Origin of the sequence: Acinetobacter calcoaceticus, from assembly GCF_051947995.1 — a bacterium.
Lineage (GTDB): Bacteria > Pseudomonadota > Gammaproteobacteria > Pseudomonadales > Moraxellaceae > Acinetobacter.
This window is the reverse complement of record NZ_JBLVVH010000003.1, coordinates 118830-143639: the sequence shown is the minus strand read 5'-3', so window position 1 is coordinate 143639 and position 24810 is coordinate 118830. Positions and strand designations below refer to the sequence as shown.

At 41.2% G+C, this 24810-nt stretch carries 25 protein-coding genes and 2 pseudogenes; 15 read left to right on the top strand and 12 right to left on the bottom strand.

Features of this window, described 5'->3' with window-relative positions; all coding sequences use genetic code 11:
• Positions 1 to 73 precede the first annotated feature (73 nt).
• From fba to ACNQO6_RS06525, 3 genes are all read right to left on the bottom strand, one after another.
• The gene (gene fba, locus ACNQO6_RS06535) at positions 74 to 1111 is read right to left on the bottom strand and encodes a class II fructose-bisphosphate aldolase (protein ID WP_005230849.1); all 1038 of its coding nucleotides are present in this window, start codon (positions 1109 to 1111) and stop codon (positions 74 to 76) included.
• A gap of 203 nt (positions 1112 to 1314) precedes the next feature.
• Positions 1315 to 2466: an ATP-dependent RNA helicase RhlB gene (gene rhlB / locus ACNQO6_RS06530; RefSeq protein ID WP_343579015.1), complete on the bottom strand. Its 1152-nt coding sequence runs from the start codon at positions 2464 to 2466 to the stop codon at positions 1315 to 1317.
• 101 nt (positions 2467 to 2567) lie between these two features.
• Positions 2568 to 2780, bottom strand: coding sequence for a cold-shock protein (locus tag ACNQO6_RS06525; RefSeq protein WP_004653893.1), 213 nt, complete (start codon positions 2778 to 2780; stop codon positions 2568 to 2570).
• A 356-nt stretch (positions 2781 to 3136) separates the two neighbouring features.
• On the opposite strand from ACNQO6_RS06525, the gene ACNQO6_RS06520 reads away from it, so the two are divergent.
• From ACNQO6_RS06520 to ACNQO6_RS06500, 5 genes are all read left to right on the top strand, one after another.
• Entirely contained in the window at positions 3137 to 3376 is a 240-nt protein-coding gene (locus tag ACNQO6_RS06520) for a sulfurtransferase TusA family protein (RefSeq protein WP_440208716.1), read from the top strand.
• 131 nt (positions 3377 to 3507) lie between these two features.
• Complete coding sequence (gene rpoH / locus ACNQO6_RS06515; RefSeq protein ID WP_343579017.1) at positions 3508 to 4377, top strand: RNA polymerase sigma factor RpoH; 870 nt, start codon at positions 3508 to 3510, stop codon at positions 4375 to 4377.
• A 107-nt stretch (positions 4378 to 4484) separates the two neighbouring features.
• Entirely contained in the window at positions 4485 to 4850 is a 366-nt protein-coding gene (locus tag ACNQO6_RS06510; RefSeq protein WP_440208440.1) for a DUF423 domain-containing protein, read from the top strand.
• A gap of 9 nt (positions 4851 to 4859) precedes the next feature.
• The gene (thiS, locus tag ACNQO6_RS06505) at positions 4860 to 5057 is read left to right on the top strand and encodes a sulfur carrier protein ThiS (RefSeq protein WP_005286303.1); all 198 of its coding nucleotides are present in this window, start codon (positions 4860 to 4862) and stop codon (positions 5055 to 5057) included.
• A gap of 23 nt (positions 5058 to 5080) precedes the next feature.
• A complete protein-coding gene (locus ACNQO6_RS06500) occupies positions 5081 to 5866 on the top strand; it encodes a thiazole synthase (protein ID WP_004639328.1) in 786 nt (261 codons plus the stop codon).
• A 63-nt stretch (positions 5867 to 5929) separates the two neighbouring features.
• On the opposite strand, the gene ACNQO6_RS06495 is transcribed toward ACNQO6_RS06500, so the two are convergent.
• Genes ACNQO6_RS06495 through yaaA form a run of 4 tightly spaced genes read right to left on the bottom strand, consistent with a single transcriptional unit; the run spans position 5930 to position 8333 of the window.
• Positions 5930 to 6622 carry a hypothetical protein gene (locus tag ACNQO6_RS06495; RefSeq protein WP_440208439.1) on the bottom strand — a complete coding sequence of 231 codons (693 nt, stop codon included), beginning with the start codon at positions 6620 to 6622 and terminating at the stop codon, positions 5930 to 5932.
• Between the two features lie 13 nt (positions 6623 to 6635).
• Positions 6636 to 7256 (bottom strand): HD domain-containing protein, encoded by a 621-nt coding sequence (locus ACNQO6_RS06490; RefSeq protein ID WP_440208438.1) that lies wholly within the window; start codon positions 7254 to 7256, stop codon positions 6636 to 6638.
• Between the two features lie 9 nt (positions 7257 to 7265).
• Positions 7266 to 7529, bottom strand: coding sequence for a hypothetical protein (locus ACNQO6_RS06485; RefSeq protein WP_440208437.1), 264 nt, complete (start codon positions 7527 to 7529; stop codon positions 7266 to 7268).
• Positions 7530 to 7550: 21 nt separating this feature from the next.
• A complete protein-coding gene (yaaA, locus tag ACNQO6_RS06480) occupies positions 7551 to 8333 on the bottom strand; it encodes a peroxide stress protein YaaA (protein ID WP_440208436.1) in 783 nt (260 codons plus the stop codon).
• A gap of 126 nt (positions 8334 to 8459) precedes the next feature.
• Between yaaA and ACNQO6_RS06475 the strand changes: the two genes are divergently transcribed.
• Together ACNQO6_RS06475 and ACNQO6_RS06470 are read left to right on the top strand one after the other, a co-directional pair.
• A complete protein-coding gene (locus ACNQO6_RS06475; protein WP_440208435.1) occupies positions 8460 to 9089 on the top strand; it encodes an alpha/beta hydrolase in 630 nt (209 codons plus the stop codon).
• A 92-nt stretch (positions 9090 to 9181) separates the two neighbouring features.
• Positions 9182 to 10252, top strand: coding sequence for a DUF2157 domain-containing protein (locus tag ACNQO6_RS06470; RefSeq protein ID WP_440208434.1), 1071 nt, complete (start codon positions 9182 to 9184; stop codon positions 10250 to 10252).
• Here ACNQO6_RS06470 and rtcR read toward each other — a convergent pair whose 3' ends face one another.
• Positions 10253 to 11854 carry an RNA repair transcriptional activator RtcR gene (gene rtcR, locus ACNQO6_RS06465; protein WP_440208433.1) on the bottom strand — a complete coding sequence of 534 codons (1602 nt, stop codon included), beginning with the start codon at positions 11852 to 11854 and terminating at the stop codon, positions 10253 to 10255.
• 67 nt (positions 11855 to 11921) lie between these two features.
• Between rtcR and ACNQO6_RS06460 the strand changes: the two genes are divergently transcribed.
• The 6 genes and pseudogenes from ACNQO6_RS06460 (at position 11922) to ACNQO6_RS06435 (ending at position 17197) form a co-directional block, all read left to right on the top strand.
• Entirely contained in the window at positions 11922 to 12884 is a 963-nt protein-coding gene (locus tag ACNQO6_RS06460) for a ribonuclease Z (protein ID WP_440208432.1), read from the top strand.
• 297 nt (positions 12885 to 13181) lie between these two features.
• Positions 13182 to 14450 carry an RtcB family protein gene (locus ACNQO6_RS06455; protein WP_440208431.1) on the top strand — a complete coding sequence of 423 codons (1269 nt, stop codon included), beginning with the start codon at positions 13182 to 13184 and terminating at the stop codon, positions 14448 to 14450.
• A gap of 2 nt (positions 14451 to 14452) precedes the next feature.
• Positions 14453 to 14836: a DUF7684 family protein gene (locus ACNQO6_RS06450; protein WP_199948389.1), complete on the top strand. Its 384-nt coding sequence runs from the start codon at positions 14453 to 14455 to the stop codon at positions 14834 to 14836.
• A gap of 12 nt (positions 14837 to 14848) precedes the next feature.
• On the top strand, positions 14849 to 15307 hold the full coding sequence (locus ACNQO6_RS06445; RefSeq protein WP_343579032.1) for a DIP1984 family protein: 459 nt from the start codon (positions 14849 to 14851) through the stop codon (positions 15305 to 15307).
• 258 nt (positions 15308 to 15565) lie between these two features.
• Positions 15566 to 16615 carry an RNA 3'-terminal phosphate cyclase gene (rtcA, locus tag ACNQO6_RS06440; protein ID WP_440208430.1) on the top strand — a complete coding sequence of 350 codons (1050 nt, stop codon included), beginning with the start codon at positions 15566 to 15568 and terminating at the stop codon, positions 16613 to 16615.
• A 12-nt stretch (positions 16616 to 16627) separates the two neighbouring features.
• Positions 16628 to 17197, top strand: a pseudogene (locus ACNQO6_RS06435) (RNA 2'-phosphotransferase).
• Between the two features lie 18 nt (positions 17198 to 17215).
• On the opposite strand, the gene ACNQO6_RS06430 reads toward ACNQO6_RS06435, so the two are convergent.
• The 4 genes from ACNQO6_RS06430 to pheA form a co-directional block, all read right to left on the bottom strand.
• Entirely contained in the window at positions 17216 to 18676 is a 1461-nt protein-coding gene (locus ACNQO6_RS06430) for an aminoacyl-histidine dipeptidase (RefSeq protein ID WP_440208429.1), read from the bottom strand.
• 103 nt (positions 18677 to 18779) lie between these two features.
• Entirely contained in the window at positions 18780 to 19163 is a 384-nt protein-coding gene (locus tag ACNQO6_RS06425; protein WP_005286345.1) for a hypothetical protein, read from the bottom strand.
• 287 nt (positions 19164 to 19450) lie between these two features.
• Entirely contained in the window at positions 19451 to 21700 is a 2250-nt protein-coding gene (locus ACNQO6_RS06420; RefSeq protein ID WP_440208428.1) for a bifunctional prephenate dehydrogenase/3-phosphoshikimate 1-carboxyvinyltransferase, read from the bottom strand.
• 75 nt (positions 21701 to 21775) lie between these two features.
• Positions 21776 to 22885: a prephenate dehydratase gene (pheA, locus tag ACNQO6_RS06415; RefSeq protein ID WP_004772565.1), complete on the bottom strand. Its 1110-nt coding sequence runs from the start codon at positions 22883 to 22885 to the stop codon at positions 21776 to 21778.
• A gap of 195 nt (positions 22886 to 23080) precedes the next feature.
• Between pheA and ACNQO6_RS06410 the strand changes: the two genes are divergently transcribed.
• Positions 23081 to 24019 (top strand): alpha/beta hydrolase, encoded by a 939-nt coding sequence (locus ACNQO6_RS06410; protein WP_440208427.1) that lies wholly within the window; start codon positions 23081 to 23083, stop codon positions 24017 to 24019.
• 116 nt (positions 24020 to 24135) lie between these two features.
• Positions 24136 to 24762 (top strand): annotated as a pseudogene (locus tag ACNQO6_RS06405) (hypothetical protein).
• The last annotated feature ends 48 nt before the right edge of the window (positions 24763 to 24810 follow it).

Here is a 24810-nt window from a genome sequence, read left to right as displayed (position 1 = left end):
ATTTTATTTTTGCAAAAAAAGGACATAAAAAATAGCGGCACTGGCCGCTATTTTTTTATGCGTTACAAATGAATTATTTGTAACGATCAACCATTTTCTCTAAAGAAATTGGACGAATCTTGTCTGCATGCCCTGCGGTACCAAATGCTTCGTAACGCGCAACACAGATTTCTTTCATTGCTTCAACAGTTTCGCCAAAGAATTTACGTGGATCAAATTCACTTGGTTTTTCTGCCATCATACGACGCATTGCACCCGTAGAAGCCAAACGTAAATCGGTGTCAATATTAATCTTACGCACACCATGTTTAATCGCTTCAACCAGCTGATCTACAGGCACACCATAAGTTTCTTTAATATCACCACCGTACTGGTTAATCACAGCTAACCATTCTTGCGGCACAGAACTTGAACCATGCATTACAAGATGCGTGTTTGGCAATGCAGCATGAATTTCTTTGATACGGTCAATTGCAAGAATATCGCCTGTAGGCGGACGAGTAAACTTATATGCACCGTGTGAAGTACCAACAGCAATTGCTAAAGCATCGACATTGGTATCTGCCACGAACTGGGTCGCTTCTTCAACAGAAGTCAGTAATTGAGAATGATCGAGTACGCCTTCAGCGCCTACACCATCTTCCTCACCTGCCATACCGGTTTCAAGGCTACCCAGGCAACCAATCTCACCTTCAACAGAAACACCACAAGCATGCGCCATTGCAACCACGCGACGGGTTACATCAACGTTATAATCATAGGTTGTTGGTGTCTTACCATCTGCACCCAATGAACCATCCATCATCACTGAGCTGAAGCCCAACTGGATCGAACGTTGGCAAACATCTGGACTTGTACCATGATCTTGATGCATTACCACTGGAATATGTGGCCACTCTTCAATTGCAGCTAAAATAAGGTGACGTAAGAAAGGCGCACCTGCATATTTACGCGCACCAGCCGAAGCTTGCACGATTACAGGTGAATTTGTTGCATCCGCAGCGAGCATGATTGCACGCATTTGTTCTAAGTTGTTTACGTTAAACGCTGGTACGCCGTAGTTATATTCTGCAGCGTGATCCAAGAGCTGGCGCATTGAGATTAGAGCCATAATATCCTCCCAGGTAATGCGCCATATTCTACATGTTGATTTATTTCAATTCAGCAACTAATCACAGGAATTATAAAAAAATCTTTAGTCTTTTGTGTAATTTGGGTAGTAAATCTTACTAAATAATCAAAAAGGCCAAATCACGGAATGATTTGGCCTTTTTTTAGAAGCAATCTTTTGGTCTTAATCAAACATATTAAGACTTAGCAATACCCTTCTAAACGCGTTAAAGGCAATTTCTTACCAATCGCTTTTTCAATTTCAGGCAAATAGAAAGCATCATCTTCCGACAGGAAGCTGATACTCACGCCTTGTGCACCCGCACGACCTGTACGCCCGATACGATGAACATAATCATCCGACTGTTCAGGCAGGGTAAAATTAATCACATGCGAAACACCATCGACATGGATGCCACGACCTGCGACATCGGTCGCGATCATGATATTGTTCTTACCTTGCTTGAATTGATCCAGCATCTTCAGACGCTTATCTTGTGCGATTTCACCCGATAACATACCAACACGATAACCATCACGCTTTAAATGATCATACAAACGACGCACCTGATCACGACGGTTAGCAAAGATCATCACTTTATCAATCGGTTCTTCGCGCAGGATTTCTTGCAAGAGCTTGTATTTATCTTCTTTCGCAACCACATAAACACGTTGCTCAACATCGTTATTGGTCTTTTGCTCAGGCTCGATTTCTACAGTTACAGGCTCAAACAACCATTGACGTGCAAGATTAAGCACATCATAGCTAAATGTCGCAGAGAACATCAGGGTTTGACGCTGCTCTTTAAACGGTGAAAAACGAACAATTCTCTTCACTGACGGGATAAAGCCCATATCGAGCAAACGATCCGCTTCGTCAATCACCAAGAATTCAATTTTGTCTAACCAGACTTCTTTTTGCTCGACAAAATCAATTAAACGACCTGGTGTGGCCACAATAATATCGACAAAATTACGGTCCAACATTTTCTTTTGTTTATCAAAATCCACACCACCCAACAAAGTGACCAGATGCAAATTTGAAAATTTCGTTAATGCTTGTGCATCACTTTCGATCTGTAACGCTAACTCTCGAGTTGGCGCTAAAATTAACGCACGTGGCTCACCACGAAAACGCTGTTCTTGAACCGGATTATTTAACAGATCGTTGATCACGCTAATCAAGAAGGCAGCAGTTTTACCCGTACCCGTTTGCGCCCGACCAATGGCATCATGCCCTGCTAATGTATATTTTAAAACCTTCTGCTGAATTGGGGTCATTTTTGTAAAACCCAAAGCATCAATCGCTTTCTTCAACTGCGGATGTAAATTTAAGGTTTCAAAACCAGATGTCATATATGCTCTCGAACCATCAATGACCAAAAGAAAGTGGCTATTATAAACAAAAACGCCCCAAATTACATTGGAGCGTTTTTATATTGCGTTAAGGCAACAAATTAGTCTAAAGGCTGAACGTTTTCAGCTTGGAAACCTTTTTGTCCTTGAACAACACTGAATTCTACACGTTGGCCGTCACGTAAAGAACGGTGGCCATCGCCCATAATTGCGCGGAAATGAACGAATACGTCATCACCACCATTACGCTGAATAAAACCAAAGCCTTTAGTGTCGTTAAACCACTTTACTACGCCTTGTTCACGAGCTGTCATAAGTCAATCCTCAGATATTGAAAGATAAGGACCTTCCGGTGTTGCAAACAGCAGAGCCAACAAGGTTTTAAAATATTTATAATTTTAAAGCTTGTAATCATTCTGTAAAACTATCAACAATTTCCGGTTACATCCATTTGTTATAGGGTTTATTACATTAATGTTGTATTAAACTCTTCCTAAAACGCATCGAGCTTATCACGGGTTTATGACAATTAATAGGATTATTTTTAGTTATTTCCATTGGTTCTATCTGTTTTTTTCAATAATTTAGCTGTTTTTTTAATGGAATTTTTCTCACAAAAATTACGCGAAAATTTGTTAAGATGCGTTTGAATGAAACAATTTAAATGATTATGACTGGTATACCGAATTCCCCTGAAATTATTGATGCACTGGGACAACCCTGCCCAATGCCGCTACTGATGTTAAAACGTGCTTTAAAAAAATCGGACGGCTCAAAACAATTTTTATTGAAATCATCTGATCCGCATAGTGAAATTGATGTAACACGATATTGCCAAATTCAGCAACTTCAGTGCCAGACACAAAAAATTTCGGATAATGAATTTCACTATTTAATTGAATCTATGTAATTCTTTGCTAAACTCTTGGTAAAGATAAAATAGTTTACTTTACATTTCTATACTCAAATTTCCTTAGTGATGAAGAACATTCGCATTAAGATGAAATTGTTGACTTAAATATCATCCTATAAGGAGACTCCATGACTACTGACAGCAGCAATCAATTGATGCCCCTGTCATTGTCTGCGCCAGGCGTAAATCTTGGTGCATATATCAGTACTGTCAATCAAATTCCAATTCTAACGGCCGAGCAGGAAAAAGAACTTGCTGAGCGTTATTATTATGACCAAGACCTTGATGCTGCCAAACTGCTGGTAATGTCACACCTCCGCTTTGTCGTACATATTGCACGTAGCTATGCAGGTTACGGATTGCCACAAGGCGATCTCATTCAAGAAGGTAACCTTGGACTCATGAAAGCGGTAAAACGCTTCGATCCAAATATGGGTGTTCGCTTAGTTTCTTTTGCCGTGCACTGGATTAAAGCCGAGATTCACGAATATGTGATTCGTAACTGGCGTATCGTCAAAATTGCAACCACCAAGGCGCAACGTAAACTGTTCTTTAACTTACGTAGCCTCAAGAAATCAAGCAAACGATTAACACTGGAAGAGGCTCAATCGATTGCCAACGATTTAAATGTAACACCAGAACAGGTGTTAGAAATGGAAGGTCGCTTAACCGCTTATGATGCTGCATTTGAGGCACAAGGCGACGATGATGACGATACCCCGCATACAGCGCCTGCATTGTATCTTGAAGATAACCGTTATGATCCGGCTCGCCTGGTCGAAGAGGAAGATTACGAAGAGCAAAGCACTTCTGCCTTGCATGAAGCGATGGATCAGCTTGATGATCGCTCTCGTAATATTTTACAGCGCCGCTGGTTAGATGATGACAAATCCACTTTGCATGAGCTGGCTGCAGAATACAACGTTTCAGCAGAACGTATTCGCCAGCTAGAAAAAAATGCCATGGAAAAAATCAAAACCGCCATGTCTGCGAGTTAAGATTAAATCAAACACAAGGGCTTTCATGCCCTTTTGTTTTATCTAGCTTTGTTTAAACACACGAATATGTTAACTTTGTTCATCAAGTTTCTAGTTCCATTCTCATTATGTGGATAGCAGTCTCGGCGCTTAATCTTGCGCTTGCAGTGATGTTAGGCGCTTTCGGTGCCCATGGCCTCAAATCTTTTGCCACACCAGATCAACTGGCTTGGTGGAATACAGCAACCCAGTACTTTTTCTATCATGCGATTGGGTTACTGATTTTAGGTGTCCTACATAAAACCACTGCAACATTCCCGATAAAAATTCCTTATATTTTGATCCAAATTGGCATCATCTTTTTCTGTGGTTCGTTGTACATTATGGCGCTTGGTTTGCCTAGAATCTTAGGTGCCATCACCCCAATTGGCGGTGCATTTATGATCGCGGGCTGGGTCATGCTCGCATGGCAAGCGATCAAGCATGCGAAATAAGGATTTATCATGCATATCTATTTAAACGGCGAGTCAACAGACACGTCTTGTGAAAATCTGCAGCAACTCATTCAAAGCCTGACGCTTGAAGGCAAACGTTTTGCTGTAGAAAAGAACCAACAGATTATTCCGAAAAGTAGACTTGAGCAGACATTGATTGCTCCTGAAGATCGTATTGAAATTATTCAAGCTGTTGGTGGCGGCTAATTGGCTAAAAATGGAGTAAGCCCATGCAAGATTCCCCTTTAATTATCGGTTCTCGTACTTTTCAATCACGTTTATTGGTTGGAACTGGTAAATATAAAGATTTAAATGAAACCGACTTAGCCATTCAAGCAAGTGGTGCAGAAATTGTCACCGTTGCGATTCGTCGTGTGAATATCGGACAACATGCCGATCAGCCGAATCTGCTTTCAGTGATTCCACCAGAGAAATACACCATTCTACCGAATACTGCTGGCTGTTTTGATGCAGATAGTGCAATTCGTACCTGTATGCTGGCTCGTGAGCTACTTGATGGTCACAATCTGGTAAAACTGGAAGTGCTCGGTGATGAAAAAACCTTGTACCCTAATGTGACAGCAACGCTTAAAGCAGCGCAGACCTTGATTGATGATGGTTTTGAAATCATGGTCTATACCTCGGATGATCCGATTGTTGCGCAAGAACTTGAAAGCATGGGTTGTGTTGCAATCATGCCTTTGGGCAGTTTGATTGGTTCAGGTCTCGGTATTTTGAATCCACATACCATTTCTATCATCAAAGAAAACGCTAAAGTTCCTGTGCTGGTGGATGCTGGTGTGGGTACTGCCAGTGATGCTGCCATTGCAATGGAACTTGGCTGTGACGGCGTACTGATGAACACGGCGATTGCTGCGGCTCAAAATCCAATTTTAATGGCTTCTGCCATGAAAAAAGCCGTTGAAGCAGGTCGTGAAGCGTTTTTAGCGGGTCGTATGCCGCGTAAGCGTATGGCCAATGCCAGCTCGCCTGAAACGGGTTATTTCTTTAAGTAAGAAAAGAAAAAGCAAAGGGAGCTATTTGCTCCCTTTTTTAATCGCCAAAAAACTCATTTCTTTCTAGCATTTTAATGCTATCTGTAATGAACTTTTTATATCATTCACAATATATTTTGGTGCAAGGATAAACAAAAGCATTTCAGCCCAATACGGCTCACTCTTAGCATACACTTCCATCGATAATTTTTTCATTAATTGGCAATAATCATGATAAGCAATGCGGTGAGTTTTATAGTTCACAGGACCATCAAACAAATTAAAAATCGTATTAAGTTCATATTGAGTTATATCAGCATTCCTTCCAATCGGCTGAGGATAAAATTCTTTTAATGTGGAATATTTAAATAACAACCAGTTTAAAGAATAAATGACTCTGGAATCATAAACTGCATAAGCCCGATGATCCATAAAGGATGCGACTTTTGATAAAGAAGAGATCACTGAAAAAGTAGTTCTTGTTAAAGCACCTTTTGTAAGTTCACTTTCAAATTTAAGCAATAACAGGTCATTTTTAGGATTTTGCTTAAAAGAACGTATGCCTCCCCACTCTTGAATCAACCAGTACCGACCAGCTAAATCGTCTGAATTCAATAAAGAATTGAAATTATGTTTTAAATAAATATTTTGCTCAAATATGGAGGCAAGATGCACGGGGACTGGTAATGGATTACTTTCTGGCAACTCCCATATAAAATATTTTTCTAACGGATGCTGTTTCGCTAGCTCTTTCAATGTTTGAATTAGCTGGTCCATGATTCTCTCAATTCTAAATGTTTAATATTCGATTTAAATTTTGCTTCGCTTTTTGCTCAAAATTCTGTTGAAAATATTCCGTTTGATACAGCGGTTCAGTCTGATAAAAATGTGCGAGAACTTCTTTTCGTTTAATGGAGTAAACATCTGGATCTACCCAAGCATATTCCTGCTGGATCTGCTGTTCATATTCCGCAAAACGCTGTGGTCCTGCCGCTAAAATTGCTAAATCAATATCCAGTAAAAATTGTAAATCTAGCTCATCCGTTGCTTCATGCTCTTGCGTCGCAATAATCCAGCGCTTTATCTTTTCAACAATCTCAACAGATAGGTCCTGAGCCATATATCGTCCAAACAGCTCCGCACTTTTTAGCTCATTATCTTTTGCTTGCGGATCATAGATCGCATCATGAAACCAGAGTGCTAACTCAACTGAATAAGCATCACTTAAGTCAGGTCGAATTGAATCAAGTAAAACCAGACATTCATACAAGTGCTGAAGCGTATGATAAGCCCGCTGCTTTTCACTATAGGCAGCAATCAACTTGTTAAAAATTTTCTGCGGTTCAGAAAAGTGATAATGCCGATGCAGCTCAAACCATGATTTTTCTAGTGTGGATAAATACTGCTGCATTGCTAAGCCTCATTGGATTTCTTTATTCAGCCACTTTGCCAATGATTCAGCATCTTTACGCTCAAGAAAGAGCTGATACAAAGTACAGGAACCAAACTCATGTTTCAGTTCCTGTTGACGGACAGGATGATTACCAAACCGGAACCGTCGAGTACCATCCGTATCTAAAGGCAATGCATACACCCCATAACTCCGAGGTTCTGTCAGATGCCCTTTGATTCGGACTTGATCAGACGATATCGCGTGTTTTAATAAATGTTGTTTGGTTAACATCCCACCCTGCCCGAGGCAAATCTAAGCTGCGTGCTGTTCATCTCGTTTAAAGACCAATTCTTTATCCGATGAACTTTCAGCATCAAAGTAATACCCTTCACTATCAAATGCTTTTAATTGTTCTACTTGGCTTAATTTATTTTCAATCAAGTATCTCGCCATTAGCCCACGCGCTTTTTTCGCATAGAAACTAATGACTTTGTATTTTCCGTTTTTCTGATCCAAGAATACTGGCTTGATGATTTCTGCCTGAATTTTCTTTTCATTCACAGATTTATAATATTCGTCAGAGGCCAAATTTACCAATACTTTTGCATCAATTTCAGCTAAATCCCGGTTAATTTGATCGGTGATAATACTGCCCCAGAATTCATATAGATTATGACCACGGCTATTTTTTAGTTTAGTTCCCATTTCCAAACGGTACGGCATCATCAAATCCAATGGACGTAATAACCCATAAAGGCCAGACAACATACGCAAATGCTGCTGTGCAAAATCAATATCCTGATCGTTTAAGTGATAAGCATCTAAACCGGTATACACATCGCCTTTAAATGCAAACAAGGCTTGACGTGCATTGGAAAAATCAAAATTTGCATTCCAGTCACGGAAACGTTCTACATTCAAGGTGGCGATTTTCTCGCTCACGGTCATTAACGATGCGATTTCACTCGCAGAAAGCTTGCGACATACATCAATCAACTGCTGTGATTGTTCTAATAAACGTGGCTGAGTATATGTATCTGTAGGTAAAGCCGTTGTGTAATCAAGTGTTTTCGCTGGAGAAATTAAAGCAAGCATAATCAATCAAAAAATAAATTTAACTTGATGAAACTATAACAGTTGATAATTTTTAATGCCAATTCGTGTTTTCATTCTTCATTATCGGTAAAATAGTGGATTCTTCCATTATCCATTGCGTATCTTATGTCTGAGCAATTATTCATCCAGGGTCCTGTTGGTCAAATTGAAATGTTTGTCGATCAACCTCAAGGTGAAGTCACAGGTTTTGCTGTGGTCTGCCATCCACATCCCTTGCAAGGTGGAACACCAAATCATAAAGTCCCTGTACTGCTGGCTCAGATTTTTAATGAAATGGGCTGTGTCGTATATCGCCCTAGCTTCCGTGGTTTAGCTGGCAGTGAAGGCACCCATGATCAGGGACACGGCGAAACGGATGACATTATGACTGTAATTGAATATGCACGTGCAAAACATGCAGGTTTAACCTTCTATGCGGGTGGTTTCAGCTTCGGTTCTCATGTATTGGCAAAATGCCAAGCCCAACTCAGCGAAGAATTACGTCCCAAACAACTGGTGTTATGTGGCTTACCTACGGGTTCAGTCGTCGATTTACGTCATTACAAGACCCCGGCTATCGACGGCGATATCCTGTTTGTTCATGGCGAGCAAGATGATATTACCCTGCTCTCAGATATGATCGCGTGGGCAAAACCACAAAAACATCCGATCACGATTTTGCCAGGCGCCAACCATTTCTTTACCGGTTATCTTAAACAATTGCGTCAAGTGATTGCCCGTTTTTTAAAACTGTAGACTTAACAACAAATTACTAAGAAAAATATACGTGTTTTGAATCCAATGTCTGTTATATCAGTAGAGATGTACAGACATGGGGTTCTTTAATAATGAAATTCAATAAAAAACAGGGACTTTTTTTAAAGCAAACCATTGAACAATGGCAGCAACAAGGCACGATTACGCCCGATGTGGCCAATAAGTTAAAGCATAGCTTTTCGATTCGTCCATTTGACTGGGAACGAATGGCAAAATACTCATTCTGGATTGCAATGATTTGTACCGTGATTGCCATCGCTGCAATGACTGCCGATCAGTTCTTGATGGAGCTGATTGAAAAAATCTTTATCGATTCCAAGATTATCCCATGTCTGATTTTTGCTGTGGTGGCGGCCGGCTTTTATGGCTTTGCCTATCGTCGACGTAGAACCAAACCTCAGCATCAATTTAGCAATGAAGCGATTATTTTCGCAGGCGTACTGTCTACCGCAGCCTCCGTCGCCTATTTCGGACAAGCGATTGATACAGGCAGCGGTCATTTTTCTTTGTTATTTCTGCTCTCCACTCTTATTTATGCAGCACTTGCGTTCTGGTTCCCCTCAAAACTGATCTGGGTATTCTCGCTGCTTGCACTCGGTTCTTGGTTTGGGACGGAAACTGGCTATATGTCAGGTTGGGGTGTCTATTACCTCGGTATGAACTTCCCGTTACGCTTTGTCTTTTTTGGCGGTGCCCTGATTGGTTTAAGCCTGCTATTTAAACGCTATGCATATTTTAGAGACTTCGCCCATTCAACCTATGTCATGGGCCTGCTGTATCTATTTATTGCCCTATGGATTCTCTCAATTTTTGGCAATTATGGTGACTTAGGGAGTTGGTATAGCGTCAAGCAATATGAGTTGTTACATTGGGGCGTGCTATTCGCGTTTATTGCCATCATCGCAATTGTCTATGGTTTAAAACACGATGATGCCACCTCACGCGGTTTTGGTATCACTTTCCTATTTATTAACCTCTACACCAAGTATTTTGAGTTCTTCTGGAATGGCATACACAAAGCTATTTTCTTTATCTTGCTCGCTGCATCTTTCTGGTGGATTGGCCGACATGCCGAAAAACTTTGGAACTTAGAGTTTCTAGCCAACCAATCCAAAATAAAGAAAAATCATCCAGCTGAATGATTACTGAAAGTTACGCCAACTCAAGCCAAACCGAGCCAAATACTTTTTGACCCGGTCGCTGTCATTGGTGGTGTTACGTTGCTGGCGTGAAGCAGCAAACAGTTGGCGTCCAGCATCTGCCATCGATTTGGCATGTTCACAGACTTGTAGCACGCCACGCAGCTGAATCTGATCAAATTCATCAATCTCGCTTAACTGGGTTTGATCTAAATATTTGAGGAGAATATCGATATCTTTAGATTGGTTTTCTGTGGTTTGAATCGACCACAGTTGCTTTAAACGCTGAATCTCTTTTTCCACCGTTTCCGAACGAATCAACTCACCACTGGATAATGTCGCTAATCGGGTCACGCTGGCGGTTAAATCACGGAAATTCCCCTGCCAAGATGCTTCTTTAGACTTGGCAAATTTCAAATACACATCAAGTGCATCACGTTGAAAACGTAATTGTCGTTGATGATTCGCTGCAAAACGCTGCAACTCAAACTCAATATTCGGGGCAATATCTTCAATTCGATCTTTAAGATTCGGTAAAAAGAAAGTCCATGTATTCAATCGTGCCCACAAATCTTCTCGGAAACGACCTGCTTGCACTTCGGCTCTTAGGTCTTTATTTGTCCCTGCAATCAGTTGAAAATCGGCCTGAACCTCTTTATCACTTCCCACAGGAAAGAAGGATTTATCCTCAAGCGCTTTAAGTAACATCGCTTGCTCATCTAGCCCAAGCTCACCAATTTCATCCAGAAATAAAATACCCTGATCAGCACTTTTTAATAAACCTGTTCGTGAAGCCGCTGCACCTGTAAATGCCCCCTTGATATGCCCAAACAAACTCGACATGGCACTATCACCACGAAGCGTCGCACAGTTCACATCAATAAAACGCCCACTCAAATGAAACTTGTCTTTCTTTAACTGAAAGATTTGTTTGGCTAAATGCGATTTACCTACACCTGTGGCACCCATAATCAAAATCGGTGCACTAGAACGTGTCGCCACCAACTCAACCTCGGTGATCAATTGATTAAATTCGTGGTTATAAGTTGAAATATTGGCTTTTAACTGTTGCCAGTTTTGTTGCTGTTCATCTTCAAAACGTTGCTTGAGCACATCATAACGTGACAAGTCCAGATCGATGACGCGGTATTCACCTTCTGGTGTTTTTTGTTGGTTGGGTGCACTTTGAATTAACTTGGCTGGTAGGTAATTGGCATCGACCAATAGATACCAACAGATTTGCGCAACATGAGTACCTGTGGTGATATGCAAAAGATAGTTATTGTTTTCCGTATCAAAAGGATAACTTTTCACAAAGTCATACAGCGCACCATAGACCTCGGCAAAATCCCAAGGATCACGAATACTGACACGCTGGCCTGAGACAGTGGTCGATGGTGATAGCTGCTGGGCATCTTCAGCAATAAATTTAACTAGATTATGGTGTTGCCGATCATGCAACAGTACCAGTTCATCCACCATCAGATCTTCATGCATCAGAAGGCTCAAGGTTGGACGCCAGCGTTGCCAGCGGTCAGGACGCTTTCCCTGATCTAAAGTAGAGCCGACAAAGCCAATCACGACAGTTTTCTTTGCATTCAGCATAATTTCTATAATATTTTATATATGACTATCATATACAATACGCATTTCAATGATAAATTCCAACAATATGCTTCATTTTACTTTTTTAGGCACCTCTTCTGGTGTACCCACACTCACACGCAACGTCTCTGGCCTAGCTATCCGTAACAGCAAGAATAAAGACTGGATACTGGTTGATGCTGGTGAAGGTACACAGCATCGTATTCAACAGGCCAAACTTTCATTGCAAAGCCTAATTGCCATCTGTATTACCCATGTGCACGGCGATCATTGTTATGGATTGGTTGGCTTATTGGCCAGTGCAGGTATGAATGCACGCACTGCAGCTTTAACCATTATCGCGCCCAAAGAAATTCAACAATGGATTGAGGTTACAGCACAATTAACGGATTTACATTTGCCCTATCCACTCAACTTTATCGATGTGAATGAAGCAACTCAGCTTCTACCGTTAACCGATGAACTCTCGATTCAAGCTCATCCACTGAATCACCGCGTACCCAGTTTTGCATTTAGTATTATTGCGCAATACACCCAAAAGAAACTAGATACACAGGCTTTAGTTCAACTCGGCGTACCCAAAGGTAAAGCTTGGGGAGACTTACAACAAGGTCAAGATATTCAGTTTAATCAACAAACGTTGAAAGCAACTGATTTCACTCAAATCCAGACGCAACGCATACATGCCCTCGTGGGTGGAGATAATGATCGTCCTGAGCTATTGGAAAAAGCCTGCCAAGATGCCCAACTCCTTATTCATGAAAGCACCTACACCCAAGCTGTTTTAGATAAAGTGGGCTCAGGCCCCATGCATAGTTCTGCAAAGAGAGTTGCAGAATTTGCTCAACAGCAAGGGCTAAGTAATCTGATCTTGACGCACTTTAGTCCACGCCATCAGGACGATGCCGGGCAACAAGCAATTGCTGAAGAAGTTAGAAAATTCTATCAAGGCAACTTCTACTTAGCTCATGATTTTGATCAATTTAGCTTAGATGATACAGGTCAGCTTACTAAAATTGAAAAAACTTAATAAGTTTGCAGTATGTGAAGAACTAGATAAAACTCATAATAACATATATATCTTTTAGGATACTTTTATATCTTAATAAATATAAAAAATTTACTAAAACCAAGCCTTGATTACAGCTTAAAAGATATTTAAAAATTTTATTTTAATTATTTATCAATAAGTTAATAATTATAAAAATTAAATTTAAAAAAGTTGGCACAGTCACTGCAATAGTATAGACACACAACATCATTGGGATCTTGTGAATATCACCTGCCTGCAAACGCTTGGCAGGCAGGCTTTGAAAGGAAAATGAAAATGTCTGTCGTTGAACAAATCAACCAACAAGCTCAATTTGAACAAGAACAGCAACAACGTGCTTATCAAGTTTTAAAAAATGAAACGAGTATGCCGGTAAAAATGTGGACCAATGGTGTGCTTGTTGATGACAACTCCAAACAACAATTACTACAAACCGCACAAATGCCGTTTATTTATAAATGGATGGCCGTAATGCCTGACGTTCATTTTGGTTTAGGCGCAACCATCGGAAGCGTGATTCCAACTAAAGGTGCGATTATCCCAGCTGCAGTCGGTGTTGATATTGGCTGTGGGATGATGGCGACGCGTACCAGCTTAACCGCGTCAGATTTACCCGATAATTTACATGCATTACGGACTGAACTGGAACGTTTGATTCCGCACGGAATGACCAAACGTGGACGAGATAAAGGTTCTTGGGAAACTCCGCCTGAAATGGTAGATCAGGCCTGGGCTGATTTAGTGGCAGACTTTGAATTGATCTGTGCAAAGCATCCTCGCCTAAAAAATACCAATAACCGTAAGCAGTTGGGAACGTTAGGAACAGGAAATCACTTTGTTGAAGTCTGTTTAGATGAACATGACCATGTCTGGATTATGTTGCACTCAGGTTCTCGCGGTGTTGGTAATGCCATCGGTAATCATTTTATTGAGCTGGCGCGTAAAGATATGCAAAAGCATTTTATTAACTTACCCAACAAAGATTTGGCATATTTAGTCGAAGGTACTGAGCATTTTGATGATTATTGGTTTGCTGTCGGTTGGGCACAACGCTTTGCCATGAAAAACCGTGAAATCATGATGCAGTCTGCGATTAAAGCTTTAGCGACGATTATCTCAAAACCGTTCCAAGCACGCTTGGAAGCCGTGAATTGCCACCATAATTACGTGGAAAAGGAACAGCATTACGGCGAAGAAGTGATGGTTACCCGTAAAGGCGCTGTACGGGCACGTTTGGGAGAATATGGAATTATTCCAGGGTCAATGGGAGCCAAGTCTTTTATTGTTCGTGGGCTTGGAAATCAGGAATCGTTCTGTTCATGTTCGCATGGTGCAGGTCGTGTGATGAGCCGTGCTGAAGCAAAACGACGCTTTACCGTAGAAGATCAGATTGCGCAGACTGAAGGTGTTGAATGTCGCAAAGATGCAGCCGTGATTGATGAGATTCCATCGGCGTATAAACCAATTGAAGATGTGATGAAAGCACAACAGGATTTGGTTGAAGTGGTGTATACATTAAGACAAGTGGTTTGTGTTAAGGGTTAATCATGAAAAAGGATTGTTTAGATATTCGAAGCTATAGAATCAGGGCAAATGCAGAAGAGCATATCGTGCTCCCTGAGCAATCCTATTTCATCATCTTGGTTGTGAATGCTGAACAAATCCTACCTGAATGGCGTAATTGGATTTGCGATCAGATTGTCTATTCAAAACGATGCATTCAAGCAATGGTGATAGGACATGAATGCTCTATTTGGGATGATATCCTAGATGAAACCTATCTAGGTTTTTATAACTATCAACCACCAGTCAATCATTGCTTCATGACAACTTGGCATGAAAATGAAACTTTAGAAGATATTACCGAATTCGCAAAATTTAGTATGCAATTGGAAGATGTTTCAAGCTTAGTTATTGTACATATTGAATAGAAGGTAAATAAAATGAAACTCGCAGAAGCATTGTTACTTCGAAGCGATCAACAAAAAAAGCTCGCTTCATTAAAACAGCGGATCAACGCCAATGTCTTGGTACAAGATGGTGATGAACCGAGCGAAAATCCAAATGAACTGATCAAACAGGTATTTGCTTTAACCCAAGAAAGTAATCAGTTGATTTGTCGTATTCATTTGACCAATGCGCAAGCCAAGTTGGAGGATGGAAAAATATTGCTGTCCCTATTAAGCTTGCGTGATAGTTATGCTGAACAGCATAAGATTCTCGTTGATGCGATTGCCAATACGCATCGTGAGCCTGATCGTTATAGCTCACGTGAGATTAAATGGAAGAAAGTTATCCCTGTTTCCAGCTTGCAAAAACAAGCCGATGATATCAGCGCGAAACTACGTGATTTAAATATCAAGATACAGGCAGCCAATTGGCAGATTGATTTAGTTGAGTAAATAACAAATTTTGTGAATCTAGTTCACAATCACAGTTTGGGCATACTGGGCGAGTACAAGATCCTGCGTTACTCCGATCTGAGGGATTGAAAATAATTCAGGCGGCTATGACAGCATGTGAGCCGTGTATCAATCTTCACTGATTAGGCTCAGCACCATGTACCTAGCAAAGCTTTGCCGAAAGCAAATTCACACGTTACTTCGCATTACCATGTACTGACAGTATGTTCATTAAATTACAAAATAAGGAAAATAGAAGTGAATAAAGCTTTGGCGAATATGCCAGCAGCCATCCAGATTGATGGTTCACAAGGTGAAGGTGGAGGACAGATTTTAAGAACTGCCCTTGCTCTTTCGATGATTACGGGTCAGGCATTTGAATTAATCAACATTCGTGCTGGGCGTAAAAAACCAGGCTTAATGCGTCAGCATCTGGTCTGTGTACAGGCATCTCAACACATCAGCCAAGCCTATGTGGAAGGTGCTGAACTCCATAGCCAGCGTTTGTACTTCGCACCACAGCATGTACAAAGTGGAAAATACCAATTTCAGATTGGTTCGGCAGGAAGTACGACACTGGTTTTACAAACCCTCTTACCGGCTTTGTTATTACAAAATGAAGCCAGTGAATTGACTATTTCTGGTGGCACTCACAACCCGCTTGCGCCAACGGCAGATTTTATCGAGCAGTGCTTTTTGCCTGCATTAGAAAAACTTGGAATAGCGGTCGAGTTTAAGTTAAATAAAGCAGGCTTCTTCCCGATTGGTGCTGGTGAAATTCAAATCAAGATTCAGCCTTGGCAACATCGAAACAAGTTAAATTTATTAGATCGTGGTGCTTTGCAAACAACAAAAGCTTTTGCGGCAGTACTCAACCTTTCCGAAGAGGCGCAAATTGCACAACGGGAACTGGCAACGTTAAATAAAAGACTAAAACTGGATACGCAACAGCAATTTTATTTAAACGGCATTAGCCAAGGTAATACGGTTTATGTCAAAGTTGAACATCAGCATCACATCCAGCTATTTACTGCTTTAGGTGAAATGCGCAAAAGTGCAGAACAGATTGCCAATCATTTGGCGGAAAAGGTGAAGCAATATATCGCTTCTCAAGCGGCGGTGGATGAATATTTAGCAGATCAATTGTTACTACCTTTAGCATTGGGACAAGGGGGTGAATTTACCGCACAATGTATTAGCGAACATACCCGTACACAATCAGCGATGATTGAAAAATTTATTGATTGTGGAATTGAATTTATCGAACTCGATCAAAACCTGTTTCAGGTCAAAGTAAACGTAGAATAGTGAATATTAAATATGAAAGAACATACTCAAATAAGCAAATTTTTAAGCCTGATATTACGACATAAGCCTGAACAAATTGGACTTCAACTTGATCAAGAAGGTTGGGCAAAAATTGCTGAGCTCATTGAAGCTGCACAACAACACAATGTTCCTCTAGATGAAGCATTACTCTAAGTCATCGTAGAACAAAATGATAAAAAACGCTTCCAAATCTCAGAAGATGGTTTGATGATCAGAGCTGTGCAAGGCCACTCAACAAATACGGTACAACGGCAAATGATTGCGCTTGAGCCACCACAATATTTATATCATGGCACAGCGAGTCGATTTATAGATTCAATTCAGACGCAAGGCCTAATCGCTGGACAGCGCCATTATGTGCATCTAAGTGAAAATAAAGAAACGGCTTTGAATGTAGGCGAACGCTATGGTAAGCCTGTGCTATTCTTAATTAACACACTACAAATGTATAAAGATGGCTTTGAGTTTCATCAGGCAGAAAATGGTGTTTGGCTAACAATACATGTACCAACACAATATTTATCATTGATTGATCAGACCAAGACAGGATCATTGGTCTGATCTGATTACAACATTAAATTAAGCTACACTCTCTAAAGCCGTCACCAACAACTTCCAGCATTTCTCTACCGTATCTACTTTAACCCGTTCACCAGGCGCATGCGCCCCTTGAATATCCGGGCCAAAAGACACCATTTGTAAATTAGGATAATGTTCCGCAATAATGCCGCACTCCAAGCCCGCATGAATCACTTTCAAGTTCGGTTCAATTTCAAATGCGCTCTGATAAGCCTGTTGTAGGCATTTCAATGCAGCCGATTCTGGATTCGGTGTCCAACCTGAGACTAATGGCGTTAATTCAGATTGTATCTGGAAATTGGCAAAGTGTTGTTGAATATTCTGTGCAAAGACTAATGCCTGCTGATTTACCATCGAACGAACCATAATCAAGCTTTTTGCTTCGTCTTTAGTCAGTTTGACCACACCAATATTATTCGAGGTTTCAACCACATCGGGTAAAGCACTACTCCACTGTGCAATACCATAAGGACATGTTGCCAATGCCTGCAACCAAGCTTGTTGTTGATGCAGCGCAATCACTTCATTTATCTGGTTGGCATTTTGCTGTACGCTGAGCTGTAGCTGATCATCAATACCCTGTAATTTTTGTTGCCATTCAGCTTGTGTTAATGCAATCGCTTGTTCTAAGTCAGCCAGTTGTTCAGTTTCAATTGCAATCGTCGCCACTGCTTCACGCGGGATAGCATTACGCGCTGTTCCACCGACAAATTCAACCAGTCGACCATTGGATTGTGCCAAATAATCATTGAGGAAATGGGCTAGAATGACATTAGCATTACCACGCCCCAGATGAATATCAACACCAGAGTGTCCACCTTTTAATCCTGATACCAGCACATCTACATAAATTAAATTAGCGGGTGCTGTTTCATATTCAAGTGGCTGTCCTACTTCTAGGTCAATACTCCCAGCACAGCCAAGATAGAGTTCGCCCCATTCCTCTGTATCGATATTAAATAACCATTGTCCAGTTAAAACGCCTGTCTCAAGTAAACGGGCACCGCTCATTCCCGCCTCTTCATCAATAGTGAGTAGGACTTCAATCGGACCATGCGCAATATCATTTGATTCCAGGACTGCTAACGCCAGTGCAACTCCAATGCCATTATCGGCACCCAATGTGGTATTTTCAGCAATCAGCCAGCCATCTTTTAATACAGGTCGAATGGGATCTTTGAAGAAATCATGTTGGGTTCCGCGATTTGCCTGAGTCACCATATCTAAATGGCCTTGCAAAATCACACCAGCCACCTGTTCTTTACCCGCAGTTGCCGCTTTGCGAATAATCAGATTACCAATATCATCGACATAAGTTTGGAGGTTACGCTGTTTCGCCCAATCTTTTAGATGTTGTCTGAGTTGTTGTTCATGTTTGGAAGGTCGAGGAATCGTACATAAGGTCTCGAAATGTTGCCAGACCACTTGCGGAGATAATTTAGAAAAATCGACCTGTATCATGCACCTATACTCTCAAATAAAGCGTTTAAATCAATATACACCATACACCTAAACGGCGATGATGTTAAATCACTTCATTTAAGATTGTATTCGTAAAACTATCTTAGCTTTTCCACACAAACTGGGAAAAGCTATGTTCTGCTTTTAAGCTATTTTCCACGGCTTGGGCTAATTGACGAATAATACTTTGGGTCTCAATACGCTCAAACCAAGCTTGTTCTTGCTGTGGATTGGCTGAGATTTCACAAAGAATATGCCCTTCGGTATCCTGTTGCGAACATAAAATCGAAAGCGGCAATTGGTGATTGTCGATACATACTTCAATTTTTTCATGTTCATGACGAATATGCTGTGCATCGAAGCCATATTGTTCTAATTGTTTATACAACAATGCCGCCACGTATTCTTGCGTGATATAGCATTCATTCGGTGGATGATCGACCACTCCATGTTTTGGGCAATCTGCGATAAATTGCAAGGTTTTCATGCTATTCCCTCTATTTTTATATTTTAGCGCTGTACCACAACCCAAATCCAACGCATATACTCTGAATTATTATATATACAATTGTCTATAAACGATTAGCTGATTGTCTTAGTTGTATTGTTAAATTGATAAAATTCGACCCGATTAGATATGTACATCAGCAAAGTCATCATTTTAAGTATTTAAACGCTGAGTGAAGGTATTTAACAAATTCTTTTTAGCGATAAACACATAAAAAAAGCAGCATTCAACCGTCTTAAGATGAATGCTGCTTTACTCAAATCAGATTACTGATTGACTACACTTAAATCCAATCCTGCCGAATTTGCAAGCTCGGTAAAGGTTGGGAAACTTGTCGCTACTGTTTCGGTCCCATGAATGGTGATTTCACCTGAAGTACGTAGACCCGCCATACTAAAACTCATGGCAATACGATGATCATGATGTGATTCAATTTCACCACCTGTAAAGATCGGTGACCAGTCTCCAGACTTACCTTTACCTTCGATGATAATACCATCTTCGGTTGGGGTACAGTCGATCCCCATGATTTTTAAGCCATCTGCCATCACCTGAATACGGTCAGATTCTTTGACGCGAAGCTCAGCAGCACCCGTCAACACGGTTTGACCTTCTGCACATGCAGCAGCAATGAACAATGCCGGGAATTCATCAATGGCTAAAGGTACTTGATCTTCTGGCATGTGAATGCCTTTCAGGGTTCTTGAACCTTTGATATGAATATCTGCAATCGGCTCACCACCTGCGATACGTTCATTCTCAACCGTCAGGTCAGCACCCATTTTCTTGAGGATTTCGATCACCCCTGTGCGCGTCGGGTTAATCCCAACCGCTTCCAGCACCACATCGGCACCTTCGGTAATCGCAGCACCGACCATAAAGAAAGCAGCTGACGAAATATCCGAAGGCACCTGAATATCAGTACCCACTAATTTGCCACCACCGACAAGCGAGATTTTATTACCTTCAGTTTTTACATCATAACCAAAGGCACGTAACATACGTTCAGTATGATCACGGGTTGGTTCTGGTTCAGTCACCGACGTTTCACCTTCAGCCCATAAACCAGCCAATAAAATACCTGATTTCACCTGAGCTGACGCCATCGGTAAATCGTATTGAATTCCTTTAAGTGCCTGACTGCCGGTAATACTCACAGGTGGCGTACCTTTCTCACCTGTGGTCTGGATGAGTGCACCCATTTCACGAAGTGGCTTGGCAATACGCTCCATTGGACGTTTAGACAATGACGCATCACCCGTCATGACTGAATCAAACTTCTGTGCAGACAGCATGCCAGACAACAAACGCATACTGGTGCCCGAGTTGCCCATATACAAAGCACTTGCTGGCGCTTTTAAACCTTGCATGCCCACACCATGAATAGTGACTTCACCATTCTTCGGCCCTTCGATGCTCACGCCCATATCACGGAAAGCCTGCAAAGTCGCGAGTGCATCTTCACCTTCCAGAAAGCCGGTCACATGGGTAGTGCCTTCCGCAATCGCACCAAACATAATCGAGCGATGTGACACAGATTTGTCACCCGGTACGGTAAATTTACCTGTAAATGTTTTCTTTCCCGGTAAAATGCTAAATTGCTGTGTCACCTTGTTTTTCTCCATCAAAGGTTTTTTGGCTAACATATGATTAAAATGTTGGCGTGCTGCCTGCGCGTGGCCCAATAGCCCCATCAACGCTTGCGAATCTTCCTGTTCAATCAATTTCTTTAAAACGGATAATTGCTGTTCAAAGCCATTAACCGCATTCAAAATTGCGGTTTTATTGGCAAAGAAAATGTCATGCCACATCTGCGGATCACTGGCTGCAATGCGAGAGAAGTCTCGAAAACCACCGGCTGCATAACGGAAAATATCTAGATTATCTTCACGATTTGCCAGTTGTTCCACCAGATTGAATGCCATTAAATGCGGTAAATGACTGGTATGCGCCAACACTTCATCATGTTTAGCAACATCCATGCAAATCACTTCTGCTTTTGCCGCAGACCAGAGTTGAATCAGTTTTTCAACCGCCCACGCTGCACTGGTCTGCAGTGGCGTTAGAATCACTTTGTGATTGACGAATAAATCAACTTTACCTGCATGTACCCCAGTATGCTCAGCACCTGCAATCGGATGCCCTGGTACAAAACCAACCGGTAGCTTTTCACCAAATACAGCTTTTGCCGCTTCAACCACATTGCCTTTGGTACTACCGACATCGGTAATGATGACATTGTCTGCAAGATAAGGCTTGATCTGTTCCAGCACTTTTTGTGTCGCACGAACAGGTAATGCTAAAACAATTAAATCTGCACCCTGAACTGCTTCTTCTGGTGTTGCATAACCGTGTTGAATAAGACCGAGTGCCTTAGCATCTTCTAATGTTTTTTTTGAGCGTGTTGAAGCCACAATTTGAGCTGCAAGTTGTTCTGCCACAATCACACGAGCAAGACTCGACCCAATCAGTCCAAGCCCAATAAATGCAACTTTCTTAAATAATGGTTGAGACATAAAACATATTTGCCTAATGAGACGACTTTGATATGGATAGATACCGAAGTCATCTATCCATACGATAAAACGGGATTATAAAACAGCGATTGGATACGAACCGAGTACGCGTAACTCTTTCACCATTGGACGGATTTCTTCCAATGCCGCTGCAACATTTTCCTGACCGATATGTCCTTCTAAATCAATAAAGAACACATAAGCCCATTTCTCAGGCAATGCTGGACGTGTTTCAATACTGGTCAAGCTGATTTGATGCTTGGCAAATGGCGCAAGAATTTCCAGTAATGCCCCTGCACGATCATGCGCAGAGATCAATAACGAGGTCTTGTCATTACCGCTTTGAGGAATCTTCTCACGCCCAATCACAAGGAAACGTGTGGTATTTTCAGGATTATCTTCAATATTGCTATGTAAAATCTCAAGATTGTACATGCTGGCCGCAATATCAGAGGCAATCGCAGCAGAATGCCATTCGTTACGGATACGGCGTGCCGCTTCTGCATTTGAGTTCAGTGCAACACGCTCAACGCCCGGATAATGTGCATCTAACCATTTACGACATTGAGCCAGGGTTTGCTGATGCGCATAAATCTGTTTAATACTGTCTTTACGGGTATTTTCAGACACCAGGAACTGGTGATGAATACGAAGTTCAACTTCACCAATCACATTGACAGTCGATGCTTTAAAGCAATCCAGGGTATGGTTCACAATCCCTTCAGATGAGTTTTCTACAGGAACAACACCATAGTGCGCGCTGCCTGCTTCAACTTCACGAAACACTTCATCAATGGTCGGTAATGGACGTACAACCGCATCTTTACCAAAATGCTTTAACACCGCAGAATGGGTATATGTCCCTTCTGGCCCTAAGAATGCAATGCTTTGTGGTGCTTCAAGCGCCAAACATGCCGACATGATTTCACGGAATAAACGTGCCATGGTTGCATCAGACAAAGGGCCCTGATTACGCTCCATGACTTTACGCAGCACTTGCGCTTCACGTTCCGGACGATAAAACAGTGGATTTTCTTCGGATGCAAATTTCGCTTTAGCTACCGCTTCTGCCAGTGTCGCACGGCGGTTGAGTAACTCTTGGATTTGTTGATCAACACTATCAATATCGTTACGAATTTGTTCTAAATTAAGTGAATTCGATGTGTTTTGTCCATCGTTTACCATTGAATGCAGCCTCAGCAAAATCATCTATAAGAATGGATTACAATCTATCTATGAATCGATTATCCGAGCTAGAGTATAACAATACTTTTAGGCATTAAACACGCTGAGTTTTAACTCTTTTTCTGATTAAACTTTATTGATAATGATTTTCATTATATATTACTCATCAAAATTTTGATGGGTGTAAATAAAGTGATGTTTAAACATCTTGGGATTTTGACTTTTTCTCTGCTCATGGCAACACCACTGGCTTTTGCTCAACCCAATACCTCCAGTTCGAATAAAGCGCCTCTCAAAGCACAGACCAATATTCAGCAAAGCTTTGTAATAGCATCCAAATATACAAAACATGATTATCTGATCCAGATCTCGGTTCCTGCTGGTGAAGCTCCAAAGGAAGGTTTTCCTGTGCTGTATGTACTGGATGGTAATGCCGCATTTGATAGTGCCGCCAATATCGCTAAATCTGTGGGTGGTGGAGCCAATCGTTTAGGTCTGAGTCCGGTCGCCATTGTTGCGATTGGTTATCCTAAACAAAGCACTTTTGATGTAGAAAAGCGTGCTTTAGACTATACACCTCAGACATTGGCTGAGTTCCAAAAGCAAGCCAAGTACACTTATGGTGGTGCAGACCAATTTATTCAATTTATAGAAAAAGAGCTAAAGCCTGCGATTCAAACCAAAATTAAAGTCAATTCACAGCAACAGAGTTTATTTGGGCACTCCTTTGGTGGACTGTTTGTTTTACACACTTTCTTTAGCCAACCACACATGTTCCAGCGTTATATTGCCGCCAGCCCTTCACTTTGGTTTGATGATTATGCGCTGCTCAACAAACAAAAGAATTGGTTAAACAATAAAGCAAATCGTGCTCAAGAGATCATGCTGATGACCACAGTGGGTACACATGAACATGGACGAAGCCCAACACCAGATGCTGAATCCTTGCAAAAGCAGAACAACTTCTTTCAAAACTTTAATCAGCAACGTTCAAAGCATTTCTTGTTCTGGAATTACCGCCATCCTGCCGAACAGCATCTCACCAATATGTATGCCAGCTTGCCCAAAGCGATTATGTTGGCAGGTTGTCAGCCGCAAAGTTGTTCAAATCTATTTGATGAACCAACGCCATAACATCTTGAATAAACACAGCTGAATTGAAGCGGACGATTCTCTCCGCTTAAATTCAGACCTTTTGATAAGATAGATTGGCTATACTGCGAAAAGATGTCATAACAATAGTTAATAGAATGAATAAGATTTCCATCTTAGGTTTATTGAGTCTAATCACTATCGGTTTAACTGCATGTGGTGGCTGCCCTATGATTGCAGGTTGCAATGGCACCGACCGATCGCCTTACTTTATCACCCCAATAAGCAATCAGGTGCGTGGAATACATGTCCCGTCTCAAACCAAACTGACTTATCAATCACAACACTTTAGACAGACGCATCAGCAAACTCATGCCTTAAAAGAACAGAACTTAACAGGCATCACCTTGCCTAAAAATACTGCAATCCTTTGGTGAGGTATGCCGGTTGATAAGTTTTTTCAATTTTCAAATCCCGAAATGAAAGGTTTTCGCGTCTACCCTGCAATGGGATTTAAATCAGAACAATCGAATGTGTTCTTAAATTTATGGAAAAGTTGTGAAAGTGATTTAAGTATTTACTTAAAAAACCCAAATGATTGGTCATTTAAGCCATCTAATATGGAAATAAGAGGCTGTAGCCGCTTTCAACAACGCAGTGAATATACGGAAGATATTTTTCGGCAAGATGAAGCCGATGAGTTTCTGAGAAAAATTAATCAAGCCTTACAGCAATTGCCTCAACAACAAAATTATCCGGTTCTTCGTCGATCGAAAAAATCGTAAAAACAAAACAGCCCGCTTTCAAGCAGGCTGTTTGACGAGATGAATGCG

Bases quoted from the DNA above. Each gene is read 5' to 3' on its own strand.
- fba (WP_005230849.1), bottom strand. From the start codon at position 1,111: ATGGCTCTAATCTCAATGCGCCAGCTCTTGGATCACGCTGCAGAATAT.
- rhlB (WP_343579015.1), bottom strand. From the start codon at position 2,466: ATGACATCTGGTTTTGAAACCTTAAATTTACATCCGCAGTTGAAGAAA.
- ACNQO6_RS06525 (WP_004653893.1), bottom strand. From the start codon at position 2,780: ATGACAGCTCGTGAACAAGGCGTAGTAAAGTGGTTTAACGACACTAAA.
- ACNQO6_RS06520 (WP_440208716.1), top strand. From the start codon at position 3,137: ATGACTGGTATACCGAATTCCCCTGAAATTATTGATGCACTGGGACAA.
- rpoH (WP_343579017.1), top strand. From the start codon at position 3,508: ATGACTACTGACAGCAGCAATCAATTGATGCCCCTGTCATTGTCTGCG.
- ACNQO6_RS06510 (WP_440208440.1), top strand. From the start codon at position 4,485: ATGTGGATAGCAGTCTCGGCGCTTAATCTTGCGCTTGCAGTGATGTTA.
- thiS (WP_005286303.1), top strand. From the start codon at position 4,860: ATGCATATCTATTTAAACGGCGAGTCAACAGACACGTCTTGTGAAAAT.
- ACNQO6_RS06500 (WP_004639328.1), top strand. From the start codon at position 5,081: ATGCAAGATTCCCCTTTAATTATCGGTTCTCGTACTTTTCAATCACGT.
- ACNQO6_RS06495 (WP_440208439.1), bottom strand. From the start codon at position 6,622: ATGGACCAGCTAATTCAAACATTGAAAGAGCTAGCGAAACAGCATCCG.
- ACNQO6_RS06490 (WP_440208438.1), bottom strand. From the start codon at position 7,256: ATGCAGCAGTATTTATCCACACTAGAAAAATCATGGTTTGAGCTGCAT.
- ACNQO6_RS06485 (WP_440208437.1), bottom strand. From the start codon at position 7,529: ATGTTAACCAAACAACATTTATTAAAACACGCGATATCGTCTGATCAA.
- yaaA (WP_440208436.1), bottom strand. From the start codon at position 8,333: ATGCTTGCTTTAATTTCTCCAGCGAAAACACTTGATTACACAACGGCT.
- ACNQO6_RS06475 (WP_440208435.1), top strand. From the start codon at position 8,460: ATGTCTGAGCAATTATTCATCCAGGGTCCTGTTGGTCAAATTGAAATG.
- ACNQO6_RS06470 (WP_440208434.1), top strand. From the start codon at position 9,182: ATGAAATTCAATAAAAAACAGGGACTTTTTTTAAAGCAAACCATTGAA.
- rtcR (WP_440208433.1), bottom strand. From the start codon at position 11,854: ATGCTGAATGCAAAGAAAACTGTCGTGATTGGCTTTGTCGGCTCTACT.
- ACNQO6_RS06460 (WP_440208432.1), top strand. From the start codon at position 11,922: ATGCTTCATTTTACTTTTTTAGGCACCTCTTCTGGTGTACCCACACTC.
- ACNQO6_RS06455 (WP_440208431.1), top strand. From the start codon at position 13,182: ATGTCTGTCGTTGAACAAATCAACCAACAAGCTCAATTTGAACAAGAA.
- ACNQO6_RS06450 (WP_199948389.1), top strand. From the start codon at position 14,453: ATGAAAAAGGATTGTTTAGATATTCGAAGCTATAGAATCAGGGCAAAT.
- ACNQO6_RS06445 (WP_343579032.1), top strand. From the start codon at position 14,849: ATGAAACTCGCAGAAGCATTGTTACTTCGAAGCGATCAACAAAAAAAG.
- ACNQO6_RS06430 (WP_440208429.1), bottom strand. From the start codon at position 18,676: ATGATACAGGTCGATTTTTCTAAATTATCTCCGCAAGTGGTCTGGCAA.
- ACNQO6_RS06425 (WP_005286345.1), bottom strand. From the start codon at position 19,163: ATGAAAACCTTGCAATTTATCGCAGATTGCCCAAAACATGGAGTGGTC.
- ACNQO6_RS06420 (WP_440208428.1), bottom strand. From the start codon at position 21,700: ATGTCTCAACCATTATTTAAGAAAGTTGCATTTATTGGGCTTGGACTG.
- pheA (WP_004772565.1), bottom strand. From the start codon at position 22,885: ATGGTAAACGATGGACAAAACACATCGAATTCACTTAATTTAGAACAA.
- ACNQO6_RS06410 (WP_440208427.1), top strand. From the start codon at position 23,081: ATGTTTAAACATCTTGGGATTTTGACTTTTTCTCTGCTCATGGCAACA.